Source organism: Paraburkholderia domus (genome assembly GCF_905220705.1).
Classification (GTDB): Bacteria; Pseudomonadota; Gammaproteobacteria; order Burkholderiales; family Burkholderiaceae; genus Paraburkholderia; species Paraburkholderia domus.
This window is the reverse complement of record NZ_CAJNAT010000005.1, coordinates 38,719-63,623: the sequence shown is the minus strand read 5'-3', so window position 1 is coordinate 63,623 and position 24,905 is coordinate 38,719. Positions and strand designations below refer to the sequence as shown.

At 59.8% G+C, this 24,905-nt stretch carries 17 protein-coding genes, 2 pseudogenes and 1 riboswitch; of the genes and pseudogenes, 5 read left to right on the top strand and 14 right to left on the bottom strand.

Annotation, left to right across the window (positions count from 1 at the left end; translation table 11 throughout):
* Positions 1–10: 10 nt before the first annotated feature.
* From KHO31_RS12210 to KHO31_RS12195, 4 genes are all read right to left on the bottom strand, one after another.
* Positions 11–2,401: a HAMP domain-containing protein gene (locus tag KHO31_RS12210; RefSeq protein WP_201077010.1), complete on the bottom strand. Its 2,391-nt coding sequence runs from the start codon at positions 2,399–2,401 to the stop codon at positions 11–13.
* Between the two features lie 299 nt (positions 2,402–2,700).
* The gene (locus tag KHO31_RS12205) at positions 2,701–3,396 is read right to left on the bottom strand and encodes a DNA alkylation repair protein (RefSeq protein WP_201086616.1); all 696 of its coding nucleotides are present in this window, start codon (positions 3,394–3,396) and stop codon (positions 2,701–2,703) included.
* 670 nt (positions 3,397–4,066) lie between these two features.
* On the bottom strand, positions 4,067–4,315 hold the full coding sequence (locus KHO31_RS12200; protein WP_201086615.1) for a hypothetical protein: 249 nt from the start codon (positions 4,313–4,315) through the stop codon (positions 4,067–4,069).
* Positions 4,316–5,088: 773 nt separating this feature from the next.
* The gene (locus KHO31_RS12195) at positions 5,089–5,775 is read right to left on the bottom strand and encodes a hypothetical protein (protein WP_201086614.1); all 687 of its coding nucleotides are present in this window, start codon (positions 5,773–5,775) and stop codon (positions 5,089–5,091) included.
* On the opposite strand from KHO31_RS12195, the gene KHO31_RS12190 reads away from it, so the two are divergent.
* The 5 genes from KHO31_RS12190 to KHO31_RS12170 all read left to right on the top strand — a co-directional run bounded on the left by KHO31_RS12190 (position 5,741) and on the right by KHO31_RS12170 (position 11,937).
* Positions 5,741–6,124, top strand: a complete 384-nt coding sequence (locus KHO31_RS12190; protein WP_201086613.1) for a TOPRIM nucleotidyl transferase/hydrolase domain-containing protein — start codon at positions 5,741–5,743, stop codon at positions 6,122–6,124. The two genes, KHO31_RS12195 and KHO31_RS12190, sit on opposite strands and share 35 nt — an antisense overlap.
* The gene (locus KHO31_RS12185; protein ID WP_211623405.1) at positions 6,109–7,152 is read left to right on the top strand and encodes a UvrD-helicase domain-containing protein; all 1,044 of its coding nucleotides are present in this window, start codon (positions 6,109–6,111) and stop codon (positions 7,150–7,152) included. Before KHO31_RS12190 ends, KHO31_RS12185 begins: the two co-directional genes overlap by 16 nt.
* Before the next feature lie 1,171 nt (positions 7,153–8,323).
* On the top strand, positions 8,324–9,772 hold the full coding sequence (locus KHO31_RS12180) for an aldehyde dehydrogenase family protein (protein WP_201076953.1): 1,449 nt from the start codon (positions 8,324–8,326) through the stop codon (positions 9,770–9,772).
* Positions 9,773–10,000: 228 nt separating this feature from the next.
* The gene (locus KHO31_RS12175) at positions 10,001–11,143 is read left to right on the top strand and encodes an alkene reductase (RefSeq protein ID WP_211623403.1); all 1,143 of its coding nucleotides are present in this window, start codon (positions 10,001–10,003) and stop codon (positions 11,141–11,143) included.
* A gap of 60 nt (positions 11,144–11,203) precedes the next feature.
* Positions 11,204–11,359, top strand: a riboswitch (FMN riboswitch).
* A gap of 68 nt (positions 11,360–11,427) precedes the next feature.
* Positions 11,428–11,937 (top strand): 6,7-dimethyl-8-ribityllumazine synthase, encoded by a 510-nt coding sequence (locus tag KHO31_RS12170; RefSeq protein WP_407945933.1) that lies wholly within the window; start codon positions 11,428–11,430, stop codon positions 11,935–11,937.
* A gap of 32 nt (positions 11,938–11,969) precedes the next feature.
* Here KHO31_RS12170 and KHO31_RS12165 read toward each other — a convergent pair.
* The 10 genes and pseudogenes from KHO31_RS12165 to KHO31_RS12120 all read right to left on the bottom strand — a co-directional run bounded on the left by KHO31_RS12165 (position 11,970) and on the right by KHO31_RS12120 (position 24,897).
* Positions 11,970–13,685 (bottom strand): annotated as a pseudogene (locus tag KHO31_RS12165) (methyl-accepting chemotaxis protein).
* A gap of 173 nt (positions 13,686–13,858) precedes the next feature.
* Entirely contained in the window at positions 13,859–15,463 is a 1,605-nt protein-coding gene (pgi, locus tag KHO31_RS12160; protein ID WP_211623520.1) for a glucose-6-phosphate isomerase, read from the bottom strand.
* Between the two features lie 15 nt (positions 15,464–15,478).
* Positions 15,479–16,486 (bottom strand): annotated as a pseudogene (locus KHO31_RS12155) (class 1 fructose-bisphosphatase); the annotation flags it as partial.
* Positions 16,487–16,579: 93 nt separating this feature from the next.
* Positions 16,580–18,028 carry a glucose-6-phosphate dehydrogenase gene (zwf, locus tag KHO31_RS12150; protein WP_054042367.1) on the bottom strand — a complete coding sequence of 483 codons (1,449 nt, stop codon included), beginning with the start codon at positions 18,026–18,028 and terminating at the stop codon, positions 16,580–16,582.
* A gap of 66 nt (positions 18,029–18,094) precedes the next feature.
* On the bottom strand, positions 18,095–19,147 hold the full coding sequence (gene fba, locus KHO31_RS12145) for a class II fructose-bisphosphate aldolase (protein ID WP_201083901.1): 1,053 nt from the start codon (positions 19,145–19,147) through the stop codon (positions 18,095–18,097).
* 121 nt (positions 19,148–19,268) lie between these two features.
* A complete protein-coding gene (gene tkt / locus KHO31_RS12140) occupies positions 19,269–21,305 on the bottom strand; it encodes a transketolase (RefSeq protein WP_201083897.1) in 2,037 nt (678 codons plus the stop codon).
* Between the two features lie 99 nt (positions 21,306–21,404).
* The gene (gene dhaL, locus KHO31_RS12135; RefSeq protein WP_201083896.1) at positions 21,405–22,076 is read right to left on the bottom strand and encodes a dihydroxyacetone kinase subunit DhaL; all 672 of its coding nucleotides are present in this window, start codon (positions 22,074–22,076) and stop codon (positions 21,405–21,407) included.
* The gene (locus KHO31_RS12130; protein ID WP_201083895.1) at positions 22,073–23,080 is read right to left on the bottom strand and encodes a dihydroxyacetone kinase subunit DhaK; all 1,008 of its coding nucleotides are present in this window, start codon (positions 23,078–23,080) and stop codon (positions 22,073–22,075) included. Before KHO31_RS12130 ends, dhaL begins: the two co-directional genes overlap by 4 nt.
* Positions 23,081–23,106: 26 nt before the next feature.
* On the bottom strand, positions 23,107–23,877 hold the full coding sequence (locus KHO31_RS12125; RefSeq protein ID WP_201083892.1) for a GolD/DthD family dehydrogenase: 771 nt from the start codon (positions 23,875–23,877) through the stop codon (positions 23,107–23,109).
* A 15-nt stretch (positions 23,878–23,892) separates the two neighbouring features.
* Positions 23,893–24,897: a substrate-binding domain-containing protein gene (locus KHO31_RS12120; protein WP_201083890.1), complete on the bottom strand. Its 1,005-nt coding sequence runs from the start codon at positions 24,895–24,897 to the stop codon at positions 23,893–23,895.
* Positions 24,898–24,905: the final 8 nt, after the last annotated feature.

The following is a 24,905-nucleotide window of genomic DNA, read 5'->3' as shown; positions in this document are numbered from 1 at the left end:
CGATCAACGTTCAATCCGCCATCGCGTCGAGTTGAAGTTCGCCAGCGTCACCACGCGCTTCCACACCGAGCGTATCGACGGCGACGTTATCCGGCAGGCAGACGATCGTCTGGAACCGACGGAACGATGCGCCCTTGTGATCGTCGGTGAAGCGCAGTTCGATGCGGCCGTTCTCGCGTTTGAGGAAGTCGCGCACGGCGTCCATGCCGACACCACGGCCCGACACTTCTGTGACCGTTGCTGCGGTGGAGAAGCCCGGCCGGAAAATGAATTCGGCAATGGCTTCATCGCTCAGTTGTTCGTCGCTGCCGATCCAGCCGCGCTCAACGGCAATGCCGCGGATCCGTTCGAGCGCGAGGCCACGCCCGTCGTCGCTGAGCGTGATCTGCAGCGCGTGGTTGTCAACGCCAACCTCAATATCGATCGTGCCGGCCGGTGCCTTGCCGTGCGCGCTACGGGCCTCGGCGGTCTCGATACCGTGGTCCATCGAATTGCGCAACAGATGCATGAACACGTTGTTCAGCGTGCCGCCCGCCTGGCCACGCAGACGGTAGCCGTTGTCGTCGATGCGCACGGTCGGCGCCGGCTTGCCCAATTCCTGCGCGAGCGAAGGCAGCGAGTCCAGCACGCCGGACAGCGCATCGTGCACGCTTTCGCTGCCCAAGGCGCGCAAGGTTTGGCGCATCGCATCGCGCATCGACTGCAATTCGTGGAGTTCGCCGGCGTTGGTCTTATCCAGCATGCTCAGGGTCTGCTGAATCTGGTCCTTCTCAACCATCACGTAGCGGCTAGCGTTACCGGCGTTGTTCGCTCCGGCTTTGGCCTTGCGGCCGAGGCTCTGTTCGTTGATCCTGGCGTAGCTCTCGATCGCCTCGCGCACGCGTGTCAGCTCCTGCATCAGGTGGTCCTGATCCCACGAGCGGTCAGCGTCCGGTTGGCGCAGTTCGTGATAGCTCTGCTCGGTTTCGTGGACGACGTTGGTCAGATGCGCGAGGTTATAGGTCCGCGCATTGCCCTTGATGGTGTGCATGTTGCGGAACAGCTCGGCGATTGCTGCATGGTCCGCTTCCGAATGCTTGCGGATGATCCGTTCGTTCTCGCTGACAAAACCCGCGGAGCTTTCGATGAAGTGATGGAACTTCTCTTCGCTGACCGCGAGAATCTCGCCGATCATGTCGAGACGGCGGCGCTGTTCGCTGGCTTCCGCCGCGAGCTTCCGGAGTTCGGTGACGTCGCGCACACACAGCATCAAACGCAGAATGACGTCGTTTTCGTCGGTAATCGCCGACCAGCTGAGGTCGAGAATTTTCACGCGGCCATCGGGCATGCGCTTCGAAATCTCGCCGACCAGCAGATGCTGATTGAACGCGAAGTTGATGCAGTCTTCGCCGAGGCACGCATGCGCGGCTGCATCGACTTGCGAGAGTACGTCCGAGCCGAGATCGGTATCCGAGAACACCAGATCCATCAGATCGCGACCGGCGATGTCTTTCGTTTCGAAGATGTCTTCCAGATACGCCGAGTACTCCGAGTGGATCACGGCGCCGTCGACTACCGTCAAAATACCTTGCTGCATGTTCTGCAACATCGCCTGAATGTCGGCGGTCTTCTGCTTGAGTTGCGCCGAGCTCTCCTGGATCTTTTCGATCATGCCGTTGAAGGCGACGATCGAATGACCGATTTCGTCCAGGCGGCCCACCGGCACGCGGCGCGTGAAGTCCTGGCTCGATGCGATCTCACTCATCATGGCCTGCATGCGGCTGAGCGGGCGAGTGATCTGACGGTAGAGCAGCGAGCCGATCGAGGTCAGCAGAATGATCGCGATACCGGTGACGATGGCAATGGCCGTCGTGGTGGTGGAAAGCGTGGCGTTCAGCGCGGTGATTGCCTCGTCTTTCTGGCGGTTCTTCTCGACGCGGAGCGTTTCGACGATGCCTTCGAGTTCGTCGCGATACTGCGCGACGTTGGCGAACAGATACGCTTGCGCAAGTTCGTTCTTGCCGTCGGCCTTCATTTTCGCCGTCTCGGCGATCGCGGAGAAGTAGTTCTCGAGGCTGTCGTTGGCTTGCGAGACGAGTCCCTTCTGCGCATGGCTCGCGGCATCTTTGGCTTGCAGCGCGAGGGCCTGTTGCAACGAGGCCTTTTTCTTCTTCAGTTCGTCTTGTGCCTGGACGACCATGTTGGCGTCCGGCGCATAGACAAGGGTCATGGTGGCGAGTTGCACGTCCTTGACCTGCGAGACGAGGTCGGCCGAAGCGAGCGCGCTAGGGACGACGCCCTCGGTCACTTTGCGCACTTCGGCTGCGCTGCCGCGCGTTTGATAGACAGCGTAACCACCGATCGCCGACAAGGCGACGAACATCGAGACAACCAATAGCGTAATGCGATGACGGATAGTCATGTGAAACCCCCGAGGGTATGGCCTTCGCGTCAACCCTCGATCGGAGCAGCGCGTTTTTTTGCGGATTTTGAGTCAAGCTTGCAGCGCTGCCGAGTATTGCTGACGCATGTTACTAAGCGATGACGACAAGGTTTTTGACCGCGCCAAAGGAGTTAAATATTTTTCTAAAGTTTTTGATTTTGACGCCGTTAATTTAGGCCCATTGATTTGCGTGCCGCAGTGCGCAGCGCTATTTAAAAAAAGCGCGTTGCGTGAGCACAAACCGCTAATTGAACGGCAAATATTCCGCCCTAGAAGCGTCAGCGGATCGACGGCAGATGCTTCGATGCCTCGCGCAGAGTAAGCGGCGACAGGATGTCCAGTGAAGCGGAAAGAAAGGCGCTAACCGCGTGAGGAGCATGCCACGCGTAATCCCTCAACGCCCAACCGATAGCCTTGCGGATGAAGAAGTCGCTTTCCGCAGCCAGCGAACGCGCGTACCCGAAAAGGCGCTCTTCGTCGGTATGCTCACGCCAGCCGAGTTGGTGAATCATGGCAATGCGCCGCACCCACAGCGATTCGTGCTGGAGTGCCGCGTCCATCGCGGCCTGCACCGCCGGCGTATGTACTCGTGCCGCTTTCAGAATATCGCCGACAACACCCGCCAACGGATCGATCGAATCCCACCAGGCGCTCCGCTGGGCGATCGTCAATAAGTGTGTGATGTCTGTCGCCGCAAGCATCTTCCATTTACGCGCCAACAGGTCGGTCGCGACGTATTGAAATTCGCGTTCCGGCATCGACCATAAGACATCCGCGCACGCCACCAGATGATCGGCATTCTCGACCGGCAGCCGTTTGAACACCGGCGATACCGCTTGCCGCCGCAACGGTGTCGGCACACCGATGAACTCGAAGTGGTGACGCATGTAGGCGCGCATCGCGAGCGCACGTTGAGCGTCGGCGTGCGGTTGGAGTGCCGACCTGATTTCTTCGCCAAAAGCGCCGGGAGTCATTTGGGAAAACGGTCCATGTGAATAGAAAGCAACTTGCAGGTGATTGCATTCGGGCAGGCCTCCCGAATCTTCTCACCGTCGAATCGAAAGTGCGTCGACAGGTAGCAAGATTATCACCGCACGCGCTCCCGAATGTTCCCATCTCTCGGTTTTTAGCTTGTCTTCCAACCGTCGTCTGGCACCTTGTACAAGGTCACAAGATTGGTTGTATCGGGCTTGTGGAGGAGCATTCAGGGTGAGTTTTTGAACATTCGATGTATCACCGCCAATTGCTATGGCGAGGACTCCCTGGAAATCCTCACCTTATTTAAGGTGCGTGTTCGAGACGGCGATTGCTCACCTCCTGGAATCGCTCACCCTGGCTGACCATCTCCTGGAACTCCTCACCTTGACGTGTCTTTGTACGCATCCAAGGTGCTGTTCGACTCCTGGAACGACTCACCTCTGGCAGAGATAATGTCGTCTCCTGGAATTCCTCACCGTCCTGGAACCGCTCACCTCAGGACTCAGGGTAGCGTCACCCCAGCGCTGCCGCATGCCGCTGCAATTGATTGCCGAGTGCGATGGCCGCGGCGTGTGTGTACAGGTGGGGACGGCTGACGTTGGTCACGCCGTCCAACGCGAGTCCATTTTATTTTCCGTTGATTTCCCGCACGTCGCCCGATTATGTTTAGCTCCCGCCAAAGAAGATATTGCATTGCGGGTCGTTACCGCAGGGCTTCATTTGTTTCGCGCCACTCTGTATTTTCGTGTCGGGCATACCGCCGTATGACTGCGTCGCCGTGCTGGAAGGGGCAGCCTGAGTCGCTGTGCTTTCCTGCGGTGCGGGTGACTGAGTCTCTGGCATGCCTTGCGAATACGCCAACCCGGTCATGACAAGCAATCCGGCAGCAGAAGCCACCATCAGATGTGATTTCACGTTATCTCCTTAATTTAAAGTGCATTTTTTACGGATGTGATTCCTTATCCGCGCGCCCGGAAGTCGACACAAATATAGGATTCTCAGACGCACGAAAAGCTCTTTGGGTTCGCAGGCGAATTGCCTGCGGCCAAAGTCTTAGGTGGTTGTGAAAAATAAGGGGAGCAGTGCGCCGGGGCGAGGTCCCGGGGCGCAAGATGGCGTGCGAACTGGCAGTGCCAACGGATTTTGTGGACCCTATGGCACGTAATAATCGCCCTGCAAATAAGTTATAGGGCGCGGGATGTCGAAGCGAAAGCGAATATTATCGTCGTGCTCCGGCCGAGCATTCACAAGCGGCTTTTTACGCCACATTCAGAGCTTGTTACGCCAGATATCACCGGACAAAAAAGTGCCGACTTTTGTTTCCTTATGTGGCCGGGGGTAACAGCGAATCATGCTTCTTCACGGCCGGAAATTAAGTTTCGACTTTTCGGGCCTTCTTCGGTGGTCGGGCGAGAAAAACGCACAAGGAGTTTCGACTTTCCTTGTGTGACAAGGCTCTCCGGGAACTTCTCCACGAGGGTCACATCAATAACGCGGGGCCCGTCGGGAGACGCTTCTGCCCGACGCAGCCCTGTCTATACGCTCACGGTTACTACCTTTCTCTGAGCAACGCATCGTATCGTCGCCATGTCCTAACGGCGACGGCCCTCAACAGAAGGGTTTCGTTCTGATCGAGCGCCCTATCGTGACCTGAAAACCTCTGAGGCCGCACGAGGCCACCAAATTGACTAATACCCCCATGGAATCCGAAAAGTCTTGTCGCCAATCGTTATAGGCGCATCCGAGTCTCCTTCGTTCGTTCGAATGCAAATACGCGCTGGTTGCCCTTCTTCAGCGCAATTCGTGAGTTCCAATCGGCCGCCTCGGCGTTCCAGACTCGTGACCTTTCGAGTCATAGTGTTAGCGTCCCGCTGTAAATTCCCAATCTCCGTACGCGACTCTGATGCCTGTTGCGAAAGCTGCTCGATCGTCTGCCGACGAGCTTCAATTTCTGCCTGCGATGGCAGTGTGCGCTCAACGATAAGCCACGCTCCCGCCAGTAGCAAGCATTGCAGGACCGCCGCGCCCCCTAGCAGTTTCCAGGTCAATCGCCGGCCAACTTTGTTGTAACGATCGCGTGCACGCTCGGCGGCATCGTCAGCTTCCGTGAATTTTTCAGCCAGAAGGCGAGCCGCCTCATGTGCCATCCTCAATGCAGACGCATCGACCTTCTCAGTCACTTCGCGTGCCAGTTCCCCGATCCGCTGTTCCAACCGCGTTCGAGTTACTGACAACGCTTGGATTGCCTGCCGAGCCGTCTCCTCGTCGTTATAGGTCGCTTCCAGTATCTTGTTGGCGGCGTCGTATAGCCGCTGAAACGCTGTTTCGTGTTCCGGTGGCGTGCACGTCATCTCTGTTGATGGCACCAGCTTCAAACGCTATTTCGATCTCGCCAAGATTCTCAAGATCAGGGTGGCGGCGATCCGTGACAACGACGGGGCGTATCAGAAGACGTGCGTTGACAACTACGCCGACTACATTGATCCCACGATCAAAATATTTGCCGATCCGGACGATCAGCGATCCATCTTCGAAATTTGCATGTGCGAGGACAACAAAGTCGCATGCGAAGACCTATTCGCAGCGGGAAGGAAGAAGCTCACCGTTCAGCAGTACATGCTAGACAATAAGGCAGAGGCGGCGTTCCAGCTCCTGGATAAAAAGGCAGATGTGCTGGTGGCGCCGGTTTATATCCAGGAGGCGGTCGCGTGGATAAAACAGTGATATTCGCCGTTGCGGGCTCTGGAAAAACATACAGGATTGTCGAGCGATTGGACGAGGTTCGACGCGTCTTGATTGTTACTTACACTGAAGCAAACAGGGACAATCTGCGCACCCGAATTATCCAAAAGTTCGGATACTTTCCAGCGAACATTGTCCTCTACACATACTTCACATTTTTGCATTCGTTTTGCTATCGACCGTTCTTGCTGAGCGAGAAGCGAACGAAAGGGGTGACCTACGCGCGGTCTTCGGAAAAGGGGCCGAAATTTGGCCTTGACGATGACCGCCGCTATATGACGAAGGGGCGCTGGCTATACCATCATCGACTCGCGAAGTACGTGGAGCAAACCGACACGGTCAAGGACGTGATAGCGCGAATCGAGAAATACTTTGATGCCTTCTTCGTCGACGAGGTGCAGGACTTTGCTGGGCATGATTTCAATCTGCTAATGGCACTTTGCCGGAGCGAGGTTGAGTGCATGTTCGTGGGTGATTTTTTTCAGCATACATACGATACGAGCCGCGACGGCGCGGTGAACATCAACCTCCATGCCGACTATGAGAAGTACAAAGCGCGCTTTAAAGCGGCAAAAATGGAATTGGATCTCGCATCGCTGATAAAAAGTCGGCGATGCAGCAAGTCAGTATGTGATTTTATTACTGAGCAGATTGGCATTCGGATCGAGTCTCACTCGGACGCGCTCACTGATGTCAGATTGGTCGAAGATCATGCGGTCGCGCAGGATTTATATCAATCGCCCAAAATCGTAAAGCTCTTTCTACAAGAGCATTACAAATACGGTTGCTACTCGCAGAATTGGGGGGCTTCGAAAGGTCTCGACCATTACGAGGACGTATGTGTGGTGCTGCACCCTGCCGCACTCGATGCCTGGAAGGCTGGAGCGCTGGCGACCCTCAACCCAGAGACCCGCAACAAGCTCTATGTCGCATGTTCTCGAGCACGCGGAAATTTGACCTTCGTTCCCGATGCATTCTTGAAGCAACACAAACGTAAACAAGCTAAGTAGTGAGCACACGAAATCGCGATAAGCAGCTAGCTCATAGAGGCGCGAGTGCCCAGCGTCCAGGATGCTGTTGCGGATTGCTTGTTTTGCTGGCGGTGTCCAACGAAACGCTAATGGTGTCCGTTGAATTTGCTAGCGCGGCTTTGGCTTACTATGACACGCATCGTCGATGCTTAGAGGTAACGGTTTGACCACGGCTCAGTTCGATTTCTAGCAAGGAATACCCCCGTAGATAGCGCGCCTGCAGTCAGTTTAAGGGGTCAGCTTGCGCGAGTGAATCGGACGCGCGTGGTCGGCCGACGAGTGTCCGCGAGGGATCGAGAGTATGAGCTCACGGGTACTAAAAGCGGACGTCCTCTGCATGACGCCGCCACCGTCGGCAATCCGCCGCATTGCTGACTCAGAACTCAGCCGGCTTGGTATCCGCAATGGCCGACCAGCGGGCTTCCGTCCCCTACATATTGCAAAATCGCGCCGACGGCGCTTAGGGCGTCCTGCTCCATAGAACCTTGGAGAGCTTTGCCGCGATAGCGGGTGTTATCGCCGCAAAGCACCTCGCCACATTTACTACGCGGAGATCAGGTGACTGCCGACCGTCTCTTCCGGCCTCAACGGTCCGGGATCGACTCAATGTAAATATTCGCCATCCTCAATAGCACCATTCAATTGTGTCGCTCGGCACGAGAGTTGAAGCCTTTCCAGCGGGACCTCGTCGACGTCGTCAAGGTAGATAATCTCCCTGAGTTTCATATCTCCGTGGAAAACAGCGCTGTCGTATGCAGCGACGCGATATATGCCATTGCGGGCAAGCGCGTGTTGCGGGCGCGCAGAACCGCTGCCACCTGACTCCCGTTTGTGGCGCCATCTGCAGTGACGGTGCTCCACATATCTCGGCGCCTACCGACTTCGAGACCGCTGCGGCGGTTATTGCGAACAATACCTATCGGGGACGGGGCTTTTGCCGCGCGGCGTGAGTAGTGCGCGCGGATACTGACGCGATTGTTGGGCTGGCAAAGATCCTCACGATCAGGTCTGGGTGCTCCGCTTCGTCCGCTCAAGCGCACCGGTGCGCTTCTCACCGCCGATTAAAACTGTTTTTTCCCATGACCCGCTTATCGCACTGCCGGGACGAAGATAGCCTCAGTCGACTCGCAACCTAGCAACAGGACTTTTCGTGGAACGACAGGCAACTCACTGGATAAACGGCGAATGGCTGGAAACCGGCACACCCCGGGAAAGCATCGACCCGGCAACCGGCCAGGCATTCGCATCGTATTTCGACGGCGGACTCGACGAAGCGAAGCGTGCCGTCGCCGCCGCCCGTAGGACCTTTCTCGAGACCGACTGGAAAGTCGATCCGATGAAGCGCGCGACCGCGCTGAGCCATCTCGCCGATGCCTACGAGCAACGTTCCCAGGACATCATCGACTGCCTCTCGACCGAAAACGGCAAGCCCAGGGTCGAAGCCGGCTTTGAAGCCATGCAGATCGTGCGCGCGCTGCGGTTTGCGTCCGGCCTCGCGCTGCATACATTTGGGCGGGTCTCGGAGCCGCGCCCCGGAACGCAGTCGATGGTACTCCGCCAGCCCGTGGGCGTTGCAGGACTGATCGTGCCATGGAATTCGCCGGCCTACCTGCTGGTCCGCGCGCTGGCACCCGCGCTCGCGGCAGGCTGCACCGCAGTCGTCAAGCTGCCGGCCCAGGCGGCACAGACCGCGCGGCTTTCGGCCGAGATACTGGCGAGCGTGCCGGAAATTCCCCGAGGGGCAATCAATCTGTTCGTTGAAAGCGGTGCAGACGGCGCGAAGTTCCTCGTCGACTCACACGATGTCCCGGCCATCAACTTCACGGGCAGCACCTCAACCGGACGTGCAATCGCCACGGCGGCCGCCGCCCGCTTCAAGCGGGTCGGGCTCGAACTTGGCGGAAAGACGCCGCATCTGGTTTTCGACGACGCGGATCTCGCACAGGCGGTGCCGACCATCGCGGCATCGTCGACCGTGTTCGCAGGTCAGTTCTGCGTGACGGGTAGCCGCATTCTGGTTCAGCGCCGAATCGCTGAGCAGTTCAAGAACCTGCTGGCTGCACGACTCGTCGCCGTGCAGCCGGGTGCGTCCGCCGATGCATCAAGCCAGATGGGTCCGCTCATCGACCGCGCGTCAGTCGAGCGGGTCGACCGGATGGTCTCGGCCGCGCTGGCGGAAGGCGCGACGGTCCTCGTGCGAGGCGGCCCGATTGTCGAAGGGCCACTCGCGGCGGGCGCCTTTTACCGCCCCACGCTGCTGGAAGTGCCCGCGTCGGGTCTCGCCATCTCGCGCGACGAAGTGTTCGGCCCGGTTCAGACGCTTCAGGTGTTCGACACGGAAGACGAAGCCATCGCACTAGCCAACGATAGCGAGTATGGCCTGAGCGCTTGCATCTGGACGCGGGACACGGACCGGCCGATCCGCGTGGCGCGTCAGCTCGATGCCGGCCACATTTGCATCAACGAGTGGGCGGGGATGCAGGTCGAATTCGAGGAAGGCGGCTTCAAGAACAGCGGCCAGGGCCGGCTCGGCGGGCTCGCCGGCATCGATGACTTCCTCGAGTACAAGCAGATCCTCCAGGTCTTCCGCCACGCGTAACAGAAACCGACGGCTGCAGACCCGGCGTGCGCCGGCAGCGGAAAGACCGCCGGGTTTGCTGCCTCAACGAAGAGCCGGATATCAGCGGGGCCCTCCACGATATTCCCATATTTTTTGAAGATCCTTCAAAAGATAGGCCAATTATCAAAACTGGCTCGCGTGTAGACAATGGGCTCACTTCTTCAATCCGCGACTCTTCTTTACCTCACGCCGCCGGAGATTTCCACCATGACATCCACCGCTTCGTCACTCTTCACGCCGACCGTTGTTTCACAGTTCCAACTCCCGCACCGCATCGTCATGGCGCCGATGACACGCTCGCGCAGCACGCAGCCGGGCGACGTGCCCAATGCGATCATGGCGCGCTACTACGCGCAGCGCGCATCGGCCGCATTGATCGTCACCGAGGCCACGCAGATTTCTCCACAGGGCAAAGGCTATTCGTTCACGCCGGGCATTTATAGCGCCGCGCAGGTCGCCGGATGGCGTCTCGTCACCGATGCGGTTCACGCCGCCGGCGGCCGGATATTCCTGCAACTGTGGCACGTCGGGCGTATGTCGCATCCAGACTTCCACGACGGCGAACTGCCTGTCGCGCCGTCCGCCATTCCTTTCGACGGTCAGATCTGGAAAGTGGACCCGGCAACGGGCGTAGGCGCTATGGTCGCGTGTCCGACGCCGCGTGCGTTGTCCGTCAAGGAAATTCGGGATGTCGTGGCCGACTTCCGCCGCGCGGCGCGCAACGCGGTAGACGCGGGCTTCGACGGCGTGGAAATTCACGGCGCGAATGGTTATCTGGTAGACCAGTTCCTGCGCACGACCTCCAACAGACGCACCGACGAATACGGCGGCTCGCGTGAAAACCGGCTGCGCTTTCTGAAAGATGTGGTCAACGCCGTGGCCAGGGAAGTCGGCGCGGAGCACACCGCCATCCGTCTCGCGCCGTTCCTGACCGCACGCGGCATGGACTGCCCCGACATCCTGCCGACGATTCTCGAAGCAGCCGAGTTTCTGCAGGCGCGCGGCATTGCCTATCTGCATCTCGTCGAGGCCGACTGGGACGATGCCCCTCAGTTTACCGAAACATTCCGCAGGGCCATCCGCGAACGTTTTACGCACCCCGTCATTGTTGCCGGTAAGTACGACTCGCCCCGCGCCGAGTGGGTTCTGTCGCACGGCTATGCGGACCTGGTCGCCTTCGGCCGCGCGTTCGTCGCGAACCCCGACTTTCCTCGCCGCCTGGCCGAGGGTCTGCCGCTTGCCAGCTTCGACGGAAGTACGCTGTTCGGCGGCACCGAACGCGGATACGGCGATTACCCGAACTGGAGCGGCACCGCCACGACGGCGGAAGGAAGTGCGCTTACTCCATAAACGGCCATTCACCGGCAGAGCACGCTATGTTAGATTCTCACACGCGGCAGTAAATGCCGCGAATGTTCTCAGGGCGGGGTGCAATTCCCCACCGGCGGTAATCGCGTGTACACGCGTAGCCCGCGAGCGCTTGCTGCGCCTCTCCTGGCAGCAAGGTCAGCAGACCTGGTGTGACTCCAGGGCCGACGGTAACAGTCCGGATGAGAGAGCAGGATTTCTTTTCGCGTTCTTCACGCGGCTTAGCCCCTGCGCGCCCTTTTCCTTTTTCACACAGGACTCGCCCAGTGGCAACTACTCACACACCATCTTCATCGCGCGCCCAGCGCATCGCCTTCGTCCAGGCCTGCTGGCATAAAGACGTCGTCGATTGTTGTCGAACCTCTTTTGTCGCGGAACTCGCTCAGGCTGGTTATGGCGAATCGGACTGCGATTTCTTCGAAGTTGCCGGAGCATTCGAAATCCCGCTGCACGCTAAAATTCTTGCGAAGAGCGGCAAGTACGCGGCGGTGGTCTGCGCCGGGCTGGTCGTTGATGGCGGGATCTATCGCCACGAATTCGTAGGTCAGGCAGTCATCTCCGGACTGATGCAGGTGCAACTGGAAACCGGAACACCGGTCCTGTCCGCCGTGTTGACACCGCATCACTTCCACAGCTCGGGGGAGCACACGAATTTCTTCCTCGCACACTTCGAAGTGAAAGGCACCGAGGTCGCCCGCGCCTGCATCCAGACAGTGGAAACGATCGCTGCATTGCGCGACTCGCGCGAGTGTGCGCCGGCGGCGCAAGCGGCCTGAGGGAGGAAGCGAACGGCGACCGCATTTGCCAGTCAGAACGTTTCCCAGCCTTCTGTCCGCGAGTGAGCAGTTGCCGGCGCCGGTGTGGCCGCCCTCGCGGCAGAGGTTTGGGGCTCTTGTGTCCTTACGACCGGAGCCTTGGGTGGCGGGGCCGCTCAAATCTGCATCGGCTGACCGTGAAGAGCACCGTCAAGGCGGAAGATGGTCACCGCGGCGATCAACTGGCGGCCCTGGTCCTCGAGCAATCTCGACGCCGCGGCCGCTTCCTCAACCAAGGCGGCGTTCTGCTGTGTGATCGAGTCCATTTGGCCTACCGCGCGATTCACCTGCTCGATCCCCCTGGACTGCTCGTCGGTCGCGGCGCTGATTTCACCCATGATGTCGGTCACGCGCGCGACCGCCGAAACGATTTGATCCATCGTCGCGCCGGCGCGTTCGACGAGCGCCGAGCCGGTTTGCACTTTCTGCACCGAATCGCCGATCAGTTGCTTTATTTCCTTCGCGGCTGTCGCGCTCCGCTGAGCGAGCGCGCGCACTTCACTTGCGACTACCGCAAAGCCACGTCCCTGCTCTCCAGCGCGCGCCGCTTCTACCGCGGCATTCAGCGCGAGGATGTTGGTCTGGAACGCGATGCCTTCGATCACGCTGATGATATCGACCACCTTGCCCGAACTCTCAGCGATAGCCTGCATGGTCGTGACGACTTCCAGCACGATTTCGCCGCCATGTGTCGCGATGTCGGACGCGTTCACCGCAAGCTGGTTTGCCTGGCGCGCGTTGTCGGCGTTCGTTCTGACGGCCGAGGTCAGTTCGTCCATGCTCGATGCTGTCTCCTGCAGTGATGCTGCCTGCTGCTCGGTGCGTGACGACAGCTCGACGTTGCCGGTTGCGATCTGACTGGATGCGGTGGCGATGCTGTCCGCCGAGGTACGAACCTGACCAATCAGACGCACAAGGCTTACCTGCATCTCGCCCATCGAAGCAAGCACACTACCTCGTGGCGCATCGCGTGCGCCCGGCACTGGACTCAGGTCCCCACCCGCGACGCGCTGCGTCGCCTCGCCCAGCCCAGCGGGTTCCGTACCAAGAGCACGGGTCAGACTGCGTGTGATCAGCACCGCCGCAACCACCGCTGCAGCTAGCGCGGCCACGCAGATCCCGATCAGGAGCACGATCTGCCTGGTGTAGCGTTCTGCGGACTCGCTCATCAACTGCCGCGACTGAGCTTCCGTGTAGTCATGGTACGCATTGGTCGCCTTGATCAGAGCCGCAAGCAGCGGGCGGCCTTGGTCGTTCATGATGGCGATAGCCGCAGCGTGCCGGCTTTCCAGCGCGGCGTTGTAGATGTCCTCTGCCACCGGCCCGTACTGGACTTCGACCCGATCGATTTCGGCGGTGAGTGCCCGGGACTTTGGGCTTGTGTCGGCTGCGCTCTGCCTCTTCAACTCTCGCAGGCGCGCCTGCACGTCCGCATGGGCCTGCGTCAGCGCGGCCTTCTCCAGCTCGAAGTCTTCTGGCTTCGTGACAAGCACAAGCTCGTGCTCGGCAATCGCGCGCCGGTCCACCGCCGTGCGAACCTGCTCAGCGAGCGCCGCGCGCGCAGCGATGCCGTCCACGTACGTCTTGAAGTGTTCGTTCGTATTGCTCAGCGACTGCAAGGCCAGTCCGGACACCAGCAGCACCAGCAAGACAAGCAATCCGAACGCCACCGTGAGCTTGCCGCGCAGGGTCATTTTATTAAAATTCATGACTTACTCTCCGGTCACGACACTACAGATGACCGTGTCCCGGACAGCCTCAAACGGACGGAACGCGGATTAATTATTTTCGTCGCATCTTCTCTGCTGCATAGATGCCATAACGCTGGCGAGCGCAGACGGAAAACGAGCAGCTATCCACCGTGATCAGCGGAGCGTTTCCATTAGCGCAATCTGGCACGCGCCCGCGCGATCAACGCCGACGTCGACGAGTCATGCTTTTTCTCATCGACGCTTGCCGCCGTCAGATCCGCCTCGACGACCTTGCCGAGAATCTTGCCGAGCTCGACGCCCCACTGATCGAACGGATTGATGTCCCACACCGACGCCTGCACCAGCACCTTGTGCTCATACAACGCGATCAATGCGCCGAGCGAACGCGCGGTGAGCGCATCGACCAGCAGTGTGCTCGTCGGACGGTTGCCCGGAAACACCAGATGCGGCGCCAGTTCCGGCTTGTCCGCACCGGCGACCTTCTTCGCTTCTTCGAGCGTGCGGCCCAGCATCAGCGCTTCGCTTTGCGCGAAACAGTTCGCCAGCAGCTTCGGATGATGGCTGACAAGCGGATGCTCCGGCGTCAACACGGCGACGAAGTCGATCGGCACGATGGTCGGACCCTGGTGCAGCATCTGGAAGAACGCATGCTGTCCGTTCGTGCCCGGTTCGCCCCAGGTCACAGCCGCAGTCGGATAGTCGACCATCACGCCATCCAGGCGCGCCGACTTGCCGTTGCTCTCCATCTCGAGTTGTTGCAGGTACGACGGCAGGAAATGCAGCGCTTCCGAATACGGCGCGACCAGATAGCTTTGCGAGCCGAAGAAGTTGCGATACCAGATGCCGATCATGCCGAGCAGCACGGGTAGATTCTTCTCAAGCGGCGCGTCGCGGAAATGCTGGTCCATCTCGTTGGCACCGGCCAGCAGTTCACCGAACTGTTGCGGGCCGATCGCAATCATGATCGACAGACCCACTGCCGACCACAGCGAATAACGCCCGCCGACCCAGTCCCACATCTCGAACACGTTCTCTTTCGCGATGCCGAACTTGACCACCTCAGAAGGATTGGCCGACACGCCGACGAAGTGCTTCGCCAGTGCGCTTTCCGGGCAACCTTTCTCGATGAACCAGTCGCGCAACGAGCGCGCATTGGTCATTGTTTCAAGCGTCGTGAAAGTCTTGGAGACGATGATCGCGAGCGTCTCTTCGGGATCGATCATCTGCATCACGTTGTACAGATCCGCGCCGTCCACGTTCGAGACGAAGTGCGTAGTGATCTCCGGCGTGGCCAGATGATGCAGCGCGTGCACGACCATCTTCGGCCCGAGATCCGAGCCGCCGATGCCGATGTTCACGACATAGCGAATCCGCTTGCCGGTATAGCCGGTCCACTCGCCGCTGCGGACCTTGTCGGCGAATGCGGCCATCTTGGCGCGCTCCGCCTGGATTTCCGCATGGAACGGCGCCTTCGGATCAGTGGCGCGCAGCGCGGTGTGCAACGCGGCGCGGCCTTCGGTCGGGTTGACGACTTCGCCCGCGAACATCGCGTCGCGGCGTTTCTCGACGCCGGCTTCGCGCGCGAGTTGCACCAGCAGCTTCAGGGTTTCGTCGGTGATGCGGTTCTTCGAAAAATCGGCCGCGAGACCGCCGCCCGCGAACGCAAAGCGCTCAGCACGGGTAGGAGCGGGATCGTTCTCGGGGGCGAACCAGTCGCGCATGTGCGCATCGCGAATCTTCTCGTAATGCGTTTGCAGCGAGGACCATGCGGCCACGACCTCATCGTGGTATCGGATCAGGCGCTCCACTTCCAGCCTTGACCCGAGAATGACGGGAGCGCGCTGATGGACATGGTCAGGCTGGACTTCCATGATCGGCATCTCGCCCGTCGTACTCATCCCGCCAGCCTGTTCGACGATGAACGACATCGGATTGGCCTCATAGGTCAGCCGCAACCGTCCAGCAAGCTGAGGGTTCTTGTTGTCCCGCGGATAGAGGAAAACGCCTCCACGCATCAGGATTCGATGGACCTCCGCGACCATGGACGCTATCCACCGCATGTTGAAATTCGTCTGTCGCGGCCCGGAAGCACCCGCCACACACTCACGGACATAGCGGCGCACAGGTTCTTCCCAATAGCGCTCGTTGGACATGTTGATCGCGAATTCGCAGGTATTTTCCGGGATCTGAAGCTGTGGGTGGGTCAGCACGAATGATGCCGACTCCCTATCGAACGTGAAACCGTCGACGCCATACCCCGTGGTCAGCACGAACATCGTCGTTGCACCGTAGATCGCGTACCCCGCGCAGACCTGCTTCACGCCCGGCTGAAGAAAATGACGCTCGTCGAGTACGGCGTCAGACACCGGCGCCGCCAGCACGGAAAAGATACTTCCGACAATGCCGTTAATCTCAAGATTGGAGGATCCATCGAGCGGATCGAAAAGCAGCAGATATTCAGGGGTATCCGTGGCATGCTCATGCCCGCTCACCTGAACCGACTCGAGCTCTTCAGATGCCAGTCCGCGCAGACAACCAATCGACTCGACCGTACTGATCATAATGTCGTTGGAAACGACGTCGAGTTTCTTTTGCGCCTCTCCATGGACATTCTCGGAATGAGCAATTCCGGATGCGCCGTCGAATACGCCTCGCTCAACAGCCGTTGCGATGGAGGAGCATGCGTCGGCAACAGATTCGATCAGCGTAACCAGTCCTGCCGGGACTCGTTCGTCAAGTGCTGCTTTCGCAAGAAATGAGGACAGCGTGATGTACTGGGTGCTTGCTATGTGAGTCATGTTCGGTCTGCTTGGCGGGAACTATCTGGCGATCGATTGGAATCAACGGGTTGGGAGAGACTCCGTCGACATGCATACAGCAATGGTGGACGCTTACGCATCACATGGCGCGGCGCTGCCTTGCGCGAGCAGCGCGAGGGCTGCATCGGGACCCCCGCCTCCCGCGACATAAGGCTCGGGAGGATCCTGCCCGCGCCAGGCGTCGATTACAGGATCGACCCATTGCCATGCGGCGTCGAGTTCGTCGCCGCGCATGAAAAGTGTGAGTCGGCCGCGGATCACGTCGAGCAGGAGCCGCTCGTAGGCATCCCTTCGTCTCGTCGAGAATGCCGAAGAAAACTCGAGGTTCAAACTCACCGGCCTGACCGTCATCTCATCACCCGGCGCCTTGGTCATCAGGTAGAGTTTCAGGCTCTCGTCCGGCTGCAACCGGATGACGAGGCGGTTGCCTTGGCTGTCCGTGCCGGGAGAGCCGAAAACCGAGTGCGGCACATCCCTGAAATTGACGACGATTTCCGCGACCCGACTCTGCAGGCGCTTGCCGGTGTACAGGTAGAAGGGCACGCCTGCCCAGCGCCAGTTATTCAGCTCCACTTTCAGCGCGACGAATGTCTCCGTCCGGCTATCGGCACGGATGTCCGGCTCGTCCAGGTAGCCGGCAACCGGCGCGCCATGCATCTCGCCGGCCGTGTACTGGCCACGTACGGTCTGCCGTGCCACATCGACCGCGCTGAGCGGCTTGAGCGAGCGAAGGACCTTGAGCTTCTCGTCGCGTACGGCATCCGCTTCGAGACTCAGCGGTGGCTCCATTGCAAGTATGCACAGCAACTGCAACAGATGATTCTGGACCATGTCCCGCATTGCGCCGGTGCGCTCGTAAAACGCACCTCGCCCCTCAACGCCCACCTGCTCGGCAATCGTAATCTGGACATCACGAATCCCGTCGCGATTCCAGAGGCGTTCGAACATTCCATTGCCAAAGCGCAGCGCAAACAGGTTTTGAACAGTCTCCTTACCGAGGTAGTGATCGATCCGGTATATCTGCTGCTCGCGAAATATCGCCCCGACCTCGCGGTTGATCCGTTGAGCGGAGGGCAAATCATGGCCCAGCGGCTTTTCCAGAACGACCTTCGATGTGGCGGAGACCAGCTCGGCCCGATTCAGTTCGGTGCATATCGGAATAAACAGTTCCGACGGTGTGGCAAGGTAGAAGATGTGCCCACGGCTGTCCTGCCATCGCAACATTGCGGCGAGCCGCGCGTAGTCCGCAGACACTCGCGCGTCCAGTTGAACGAATTCGAGGCGAGCTGAGAAGGTGGTCCACTGTGCGTCGTCGAAGTCGGTCGCGGGCAGGAACTGACGCAAGGCATCACGTACCTTATCGAGGTAGCTGTTCCGCTCCAGCCCCTCCCGTCCGACGCCGACGATGCGCATGCCATCCGGAAGCGCGCCCTCCCGGTGGTTCTGATACAACGCGGGTAGAAGCTTGCGCATGGCAAGATCTCCCGTGCCGCCAAAAATAACCAATATCTGTACTTTCATCAATCTGACTCCGACGGGATTCCTGGGGCCGTTTGACCTATCGCGCGCTCGTGCCAGCGCAACCCATTACGCGCAGTGCACGCGGTCATAGCGCCCTGCCATCGCCGACAGCGCAACCGGCTTGATCTTCTGCGCCTGTCCGGCACTGCCGAATGCCTCGAAGCGGGAACGGCACAGATCCCGGGCCGCGCCGAGTGCGTCTGTGAAGAATCGACGCACGTCGAACTCGGAAGGACGCTGTGCAAGTGAGCGCCGTATTGCACCGGTCATCGCGAGGCGAATGTCCGTATCGATGTTGATCTTGCGTACACCATGGCGAATGCCCTCGCAGATCTCTTCCACCGGAACACCGTACGTTTCGCGGATTTCGCCGCCGAATTCACGAATGATCTCGAGCCATTCCTGAGGCACGGAACTCGATCCGTGCATCACCAGATGAGTATTGGGCAGGCGGCGATGAATTTCCCTGATCCTGTCGATCGCAAGAATGTCGCCCGACGGTTTGCGGGAGAATTTATAGGCACCGTGCGATGTGCCAATAGCAATTGCTAACGCGTCGACCCCGGTACGCTGCACGAAGTCGACGGCCTGCTCGGGATCGGTCAGCAGCATGTCGTGGGTCAATACGCCTTCGGCACCCGAGCCATCCTCTTCCCCTGCCATTCCCGATTCGAGCGAACCCAGACATCCGAGCTCACCCTCGACCGACACCCCGATGGCATGCGCCATCTCCACCACAGTGCGCGTCACCTCGACGTTGTAGTCGTAGGTCGCAACGGTTTTCATGTCCGGCATGAGTGAACCGTCCATCATCACGCTGCTGAATCCGCTGCGGATCGCGGCCTGGCAAACAGCCGGCGACGCCCCGTGGTCCTGATGCATCACGATCGGGATGTCGGGATAAGTCTCGATCGCCGCCTCGACGAGGTGACGCAGAAACGCCTCTCCTGCGTATTTCCGCGCCCCGGCGGAGGCCTGCATGATGACCGGACTATCGCAGTCAGCGGCCGCCTGCATGATTGCCTGAACCTGCTCGAGGTTATTGACGTTGAATGCCGGCACGCCATACGCGTGCTCCGCCGCATGGTCCAGCAACTGCCGCAATGAAATCAGCGCCATGTCATTTCCAGGAAGTAATGTCGCCGTGCGGCGAACGTCGTTAAATTGATATCGAGGATGATCACGACATCGCGCCGGTGTCGGCAATTCCGGCACTTTTGGGCACGACGCGGCGACGCAACTAGTCGACCACCCCTTGTCCCACTTCGAGCGTGCGGTTCACCGCGTCGACGATCGCGTCCACCGTAATACCGAACTCTTCGTACAACGTCTCAGCCGGAGCCGACTCGCCAAAGTGCGACAACCCGATCACAGCGCCACTCAGACCAACGTACTTCCGCCAGAAATCGCCGGCCGCCGCTTCAATGGCCACGCGCCGGATCTTGGGCGGCAAAACGGAAAGCTGGTACGCAAGCGGTTGGCTATCGAAGATCGTGGTTGACGGCATCGACACGACCCTTGCGGCAATCCCTTGATCGGCGAGCGCCGTCCGCGCTTTGAGCGCGAGTTCCACCTCGGAACCCGTCGCAATCAGAATGATGTCCGCCGGTCCGCCAACGGCCTCCGAGAGCACATAACCGCCTTGCCGGATTTGTGCCTTCGCCTGCGCGGTACGGGAAAGCGGCGGCAGATTCTGGCGCGAAAGCAGCAGCGCAGTCGGAGCATCAGTTGTTTCCAATGCCGCCGCCCACGCATATGCCGTTTCGACCGCGTCTGCCGGACGCCACACGTTCATCCCCGGAATCTGGCGCAGCATTGCCGCGTGCTCGATCGGCTGATGGGTAGGCCCGTCCTCGCCGAGGCCAATCGAATCGTGGGTGAAAACGTAAATACATTGCAGATGCATCAACGCCGCCATACGAAGCGCATTCTTCGCGTAGTCGGAAAACACCAGGAAGGTCCCGCCATACGGAAGGAAACCACCATGGAGCGCAGCGCCATTCATGATCGCGACCATGCCGAACTCGCGAACGCCGTAGTGGATATAGTTTCCAGGCCCGTTCGCGCCGTCGGGCCTGAGCGCGCGCGAAGCCGGCACCTTGGTGAGATTCGACGGCGCCAGGTCTGCCGAACCGCCCAGAAGTTCGGGCAATCGACCAACCAGCAACTCCAGGCATTTCTGCGACGCCTTGCGAGTCGCCATCTTCTGCTCGAACCAGTCACCGCCCGCCAGCAGGCTTTCGATCGCCTGGGCGGATCGTTCGCGGCGGCTGCCGTGCATGCGGGACTCGAAGTAGCCGGCTTTTTCCGGGAAGTGAGTTCGATAGGTTTCAAACAGCGTGCGCCAGGCCATGTTGCTCTCACGGCCCGCTGCGCGCGCATCCCACGCGTCACGAATCGATTCGGGAATTTCGAACGGCGCGTGATGCCAGCCAAGATGCTTCCGCGTGGCCGCGATTTCAGCGGCGCCAAGTGGAGCGCCATGCACGTCGTGCGTGCCGGCCCGATTCGGCGAACCATGTCCGATCACCGTCTTGCAGCAGATCAACGTCGGCCGGTCACGTTCCGCTCGCCCTGCCTCGATCGCCCGCTCGATCGACAGCGGATCATGTCCGTCGACACCCTCGACGACATGCCAGCCATACGCACGGAAGCGCATCGGGGTCTGGTCGGTGAACCAGCCCTCGACATGGCCATCTATCGAAATGCCGTTGTCGTCATAGAACGCAATCAGTTTGCCGAGCTGCCAGGTGCCGGCGAGCGAGCACGCTTCATGTGAGACGCCTTCCATGAGGCAGCCGTCGCCGAGAAACACATACGTGTGGTGATCGACAATGTCGAAACCCGGTTCGTTGAATTCGGCGGCCAACAGCCGTTCAGCCAACGCCATGCCGACGGCATTGGCAAGACCCTGTCCTAACGGGCCGGTAGTCGTCTCGACCCCTGGCGTCAGACCGCGTTCCGGGTGACCGGGCGTAATCGACTGCCACTTCCGGAAACCCTTCAGATCGTCTATCGACAGACCGTAGCCGCTCAGATGCAACGCGGCATAGAGCAACATCGACCCGTGACCGTTTGACAGCACGAAGCGATCCCGGTTGACCCAATCCGGACTTGCCGGATCATGCTTCAGGTACTTGCGCCACAGTACTTCGGCGATATCCGCCATTCCCATCGGCATACCGGGGTGTCCAGAATTGGCAGCCTGGACGGCGTCGATGGCTAGAAACCGAACTGCGTTGGCAAGTTCTGTCCGGGTCGGATTAGCATGATCCATGAATCACCACTGTTTCGTATACCTAAATTAATATATTGGAGCCCCGCGCGTTTTTCTCGACGAGGCTCCGGCATCCAGTCTTCGGGTACTGTGACGACCTCAGGCGGCAGGCACCGCCGTACTATCCAGCAGATGCGTGATCGATTCACCCATGCTGCGCAGAATCAGAAAGCAGGAACATGCGCCGGCGTCCAGGACACCAATCGAACGGTCGCCTAAACGGGCTGCCCGGCCGATACGGGCGCGCAGCTCGCGGGTCGAATTCATCCCGGCTTCCGCGGCAACCACCATCGCATCGATACACTCCCGGAAGCTCTTGCCCTCTTCCAATGCCACCCCATACGCCATCCGCGCGGGAGCAAGCGTGTCGATCAGCGTCTTGTCGCCGACCTTCGCATCGCCGATCTCCTGGACAGAATCGATACTGGCAACGAGCGCCTGATAGAAAAGGAATTTGTCGAGTTCGGCGTGGTCCGCGAACGTGTCGCTCATGCTGAGAAAGAACGTCCCGTAGAGCGGTCCCATTGAACCGCCGATGCCGTCCATGAGTGCCGAGGACAGATCAGCGAGAGCCACCTGGAGCGACGGTGCCGATCCGCGTGCCGCAAGATGCTCCCCACACTGGCTAAAGCCCTTGCTCATGTTGATGCCATGGTCGCCATCACCAATCGCGCCGTCGACTTCGCTCAGATACTGGCGATTCGCATTGATGGTTCGAACCAGATCGACGACCACGCCGCCGGCATCGGCCAATTTAACAATTTCAGTCATCGTGCGTCTCCCACATTGAGTCCGATGCTTTGACATTGATGCGCGAGGCACGCGCTCAGTTCGTCGTCGAGTTTCGTCAACGTCAGCGTAACCCCCATCATTTCCAGGGACGTAAACAGATTGCCGACGAACGAGAACTGGATGTCGATTCCCGCTTCCCGCAGATACTCGGCAACCTCTCCGTACAGGATGTATTGCTCCATCACCGGCGTCGCACCGAGACCGGACAACAGCACCGACACCCTGTCGCCTCGGGCAAAAGGCAGATCCGGCAACAGCTTGTCGAGCATCAGCCTCGCCATGTCTCTCGCGGGAACGGTAGGCTGGACCAGGATTCCGGGTTCGCCATGATGGCCGATGCCGACCTCCATTTCACCATCCTTGATGACGAAGTTCGCCTTGCCGACCGCCGGGATCGTACAGGCGGACAGGCCGACGCCGATCGAGCGCGTCGAGTCCACCGCTTTGCGCGCACTGGCGATCACTTCATCGAGCGTGGCGCCCTGAGCGGCCCGTGCCCCCCCCACCTTCCACATCACGATTTCACCGGCAACGCCGCGCCGTTTTTCGATCTCGTCTTTCGGCGCCGACGCGGCATCGTCGTTTGCGACGACCGTGCGCACGCGAATACCTTCGCGCTCGGCCAGCTTGATTGCCATCTTCACGTTCATATTGTCGCCTGCGTAGTTGCCGTAAAGGCACGCTACGCCCGCGCCGCTATCGGCCGCCTTGAAAGCTTCAAAGAATGATTTCGCAGTCGGCGACGAAAAGATTTCGCCGATGGCCACGGCGTCCACCAGGTTACGCCCGACATAGCCGATAAAAGCCGGTTCGTGTCCTGATCCCCCTCCGGTCACAATACCCACACGGTCCTTCTGGCGAGCATGGGCATGCGAGACAACGCGAGGATTCTCCGGTGCGGCGCGCAGCTCCGGGTGTGCCGCGAGGATGCCGCGAAGCATGTCCTCGACAACGAGATCAGGATTGTTAATGACGCGATTCATACCGTTCCTTTACATCTTGAGTATTGTTACTGGGCGGTGTAGCCGCCATCAATCACGATATTCTCGCCGTTGACCATAGCGGCGGCATCGCTGACCAGATACAGAATCAACGCGGCGATTTCGTCGGGGCGTGCGAATCGCCCTGCGGGAATTTTAGCCTTCATCGCTTCGCCCACCGCGCCCGCCCAGGCTTTCCTGCCCAGTTCGGTATCCACGACCGTGGGCGAAACGGCGTTGACCGTAATGCCGCGCTTTGCCCATTCGAGCGCGAGCACCTTGGTCATGCCGACGATTGCCGCCTTACTCGCGCAGTACGCCACATGGCGCTCCAGTGCGACGACACTCGCCTGAGAAGCCAGATTCACAATCCGGCCGGGACCACCACGGCTCAGCATCTGCTTGCCGACGGCTTGCGCCAGGAGAAACGGGGCTTTGAGGTTGATTGTCATCGTCCTGTCCCAGGCTTCCTCGGACAGTGCTTCCGCGTTCTCAAGCAGAGCGACGCCGGCATTGTTGACCAGGATGTCGACGGGACCTAACGTCTCAGTCACGCGCCGCACCAGGGCATCCGATATCCCGGCAACCGTGATATCCGCCGCGATACCCACGTGCCGCTCCGGGCCGCCAGGAAGCGTCCGGGCCGCGGCCTCGACGGCCGGGTTGATATCGAGCAGCGCAACGCGCGCACCCGCGGCAGCAAGGCACTCGGCAACGGCAAACCCGATACCGCTTGCCGCACCGGTCACGACCGCGACGCGGTCCGTGATATCAAAAGGGGTCGTTGAATTGACCGACATCGCTCCACTCCTTGATTAATTACTCTTGGGAATCTTGTTGAGAATCTCCTGGGCGTTGGCCGGCGTGACCTGCGTCCAGGGCACCGCGTAGGACTTCGCCGTACCGTCGTCCCAAGGCATCTTCGCGCCGTATCCCGCCCAGACGTCCGAGCGCGGTTTGTAAGACGAACCGATGACCGTACGCAGCGCAACGTCCAGTGCGCCTTGCGCCTGCGCCTGCGAGTCCTGGAAGAAGGTCGTCATTTCGCCGCGCTTGACTGCGGCGATGCCGTCGACAATTCCGTCAATACCGGCAACCGGAACTTTCTTCGGATCGATGCCCTTCGATTTCAGCGCCTGGATTGCGCCGAGCGCCATGTCATCGTTCTCCGCAATGATGCCGCTGATCTGCCCCGGATGCGCGGTCAGCCAATTCTCGACCAGCGCCAGCGACTCGGCACGCGACCAGTTCGCCGTCTTATGCTCGAGCACCTTCACGTCCGGATTTTTCGACAGCACGTCCTGAATACCCTTCGAACGATCGATCTGCGCGGACTGGCCGATCGGCCCCTCGAGGATGACCACATTACCCTTGCCGCCGATCGCCTTGACGATCGCCCCGGCTTCCATTTGTCCCGCAATCACGTCGTTACTACCAACATAGGACGTGAGTTTGTCGCCGGACACCAGGGTATTCGATCCAATGACCGGAATATGCGCCGCGGCGGCTTTGGCCACGGCGGCCGCGCCCGCTGCCTTGTCGATCGGCACGAAAATGATCGCGTCGTATTTCTGCGTGATCATCGTGTCGAACTGATTGCTCTGGGTGAGCGCGTCATAGTTGCCGTCGAATACCGTGAGCTGCACCGTACCGTCCTTGACCGCGGGCTGAGCCTTTAGTGCGTTGGTCCACATCTGCATGAACTCACCCTTGAGCCCATACACCGCTGCGCCAATACGGATGGGTTTGGCCGCCTGCGCGACAGTGCAGGTGAGGCCCATCACTGCGCAGGCCAGCAAGGTTTTTTTCCACGAAATCATCGAAGTCT

Coding starts and splice junctions, on each gene's coding strand:
- tkt (WP_201083897.1), bottom strand. CDS start 21,305: ATGGATCATGCTAATCCGACCCGGACAGAACTTGCCAACGCAGTTCGG.
- KHO31_RS12120 (WP_201083890.1), bottom strand. CDS start 24,897: ATGATTTCGTGGAAAAAAACCTTGCTGGCCTGCGCAGTGATGGGCCTC.
- KHO31_RS12205 (WP_201086616.1), bottom strand. CDS start 3,396: ATGACTCCCGGCGCTTTTGGCGAAGAAATCAGGTCGGCACTCCAACCG.
- KHO31_RS12125 (WP_201083892.1), bottom strand. CDS start 23,877: ATGTCGGTCAATTCAACGACCCCTTTTGATATCACGGACCGCGTCGCG.
- KHO31_RS12210 (WP_201077010.1), bottom strand. CDS start 2,401: ATGACTATCCGTCATCGCATTACGCTATTGGTTGTCTCGATGTTCGTC.
- zwf (WP_054042367.1), bottom strand. CDS start 18,028: ATGAAAGTACAGATATTGGTTATTTTTGGCGGCACGGGAGATCTTGCC.
- KHO31_RS12130 (WP_201083895.1), bottom strand. CDS start 23,080: ATGAATCGCGTCATTAACAATCCTGATCTCGTTGTCGAGGACATGCTT.
- KHO31_RS12175 (WP_211623403.1), top strand. CDS start 10,001: ATGACATCCACCGCTTCGTCACTCTTCACGCCGACCGTTGTTTCACAG.
- dhaL (WP_201083896.1), bottom strand. CDS start 22,076: ATGACTGAAATTGTTAAATTGGCCGATGCCGGCGGCGTGGTCGTCGAT.
- fba (WP_201083901.1), bottom strand. CDS start 19,147: ATGGCGCTGATTTCATTGCGGCAGTTGCTGGACCATGCGGCGGAGCAC.